General features: G+C 28.4%; 1 pseudogene. It reads left to right on the top strand.

The features are described 5' to 3' along the window. Positions 1-585, top strand: a pseudogene (locus L8V85_RS08330) (ShlB/FhaC/HecB family hemolysin secretion/activation protein); the annotation flags it as partial.

The raw sequence follows: 585 nt of genomic DNA, 5'->3' as shown, positions 1-585 counted from the left end.
ATGGATTAATACTAATTCATCTTTATACTTTACTTCTAGTATTTATCATAAGATATTAAAAGATGAACCTTTTTCAAACATATTTGAAGATTATAGTATTAATAAACATTCTAATGTAGGTAGTATGGGTTTAGAAGGTTTATTTAGAGGCTTTGAGAATAATACCTTAAGTTATAGTGCTAAGATAAGTATAGGTAAGGTTAATGATGATGGTACTACTATGTTTGGAAGTACCTCTAAAAGTGGAGGCAAAGGCTTTGGTTGGTTTAGAAAACTCAATGCTAGTTTGAATAATTATTATAGTATTAATGAGTATATTACTCATACTTTAAATATAAACTATCAAAAGGTATTAGGAAATTTTGAATTAGATTCTTCTGAAAGTTCATCTTTAGGTGGAGCTTATGGAGTAAGAGCTTATGATAATGGAGAAGGTGATGGAGATAATACCATAGTAGCTAACTTTGGTATAAGAATAAATATACCAAATACTAATTTTTATTTTACTCCTTTTTATGATGTAGGTTATGCTTGGTATGAAAAAGCTTCAGGGGATAGATTAGCAGATGAGCATTTTTTAGATGC

Source organism: Campylobacter sp. IFREMER_LSEM_CL2090 (assembly GCF_025771865.1).
GTDB lineage: Bacteria > Campylobacterota > Campylobacteria > Campylobacterales > Campylobacteraceae > Campylobacter_D > Campylobacter_D lari_D.
The sequence above is the reverse complement of the archived record's forward strand: the minus strand, read 5'-3'. Positions and strand labels throughout refer to the sequence as shown.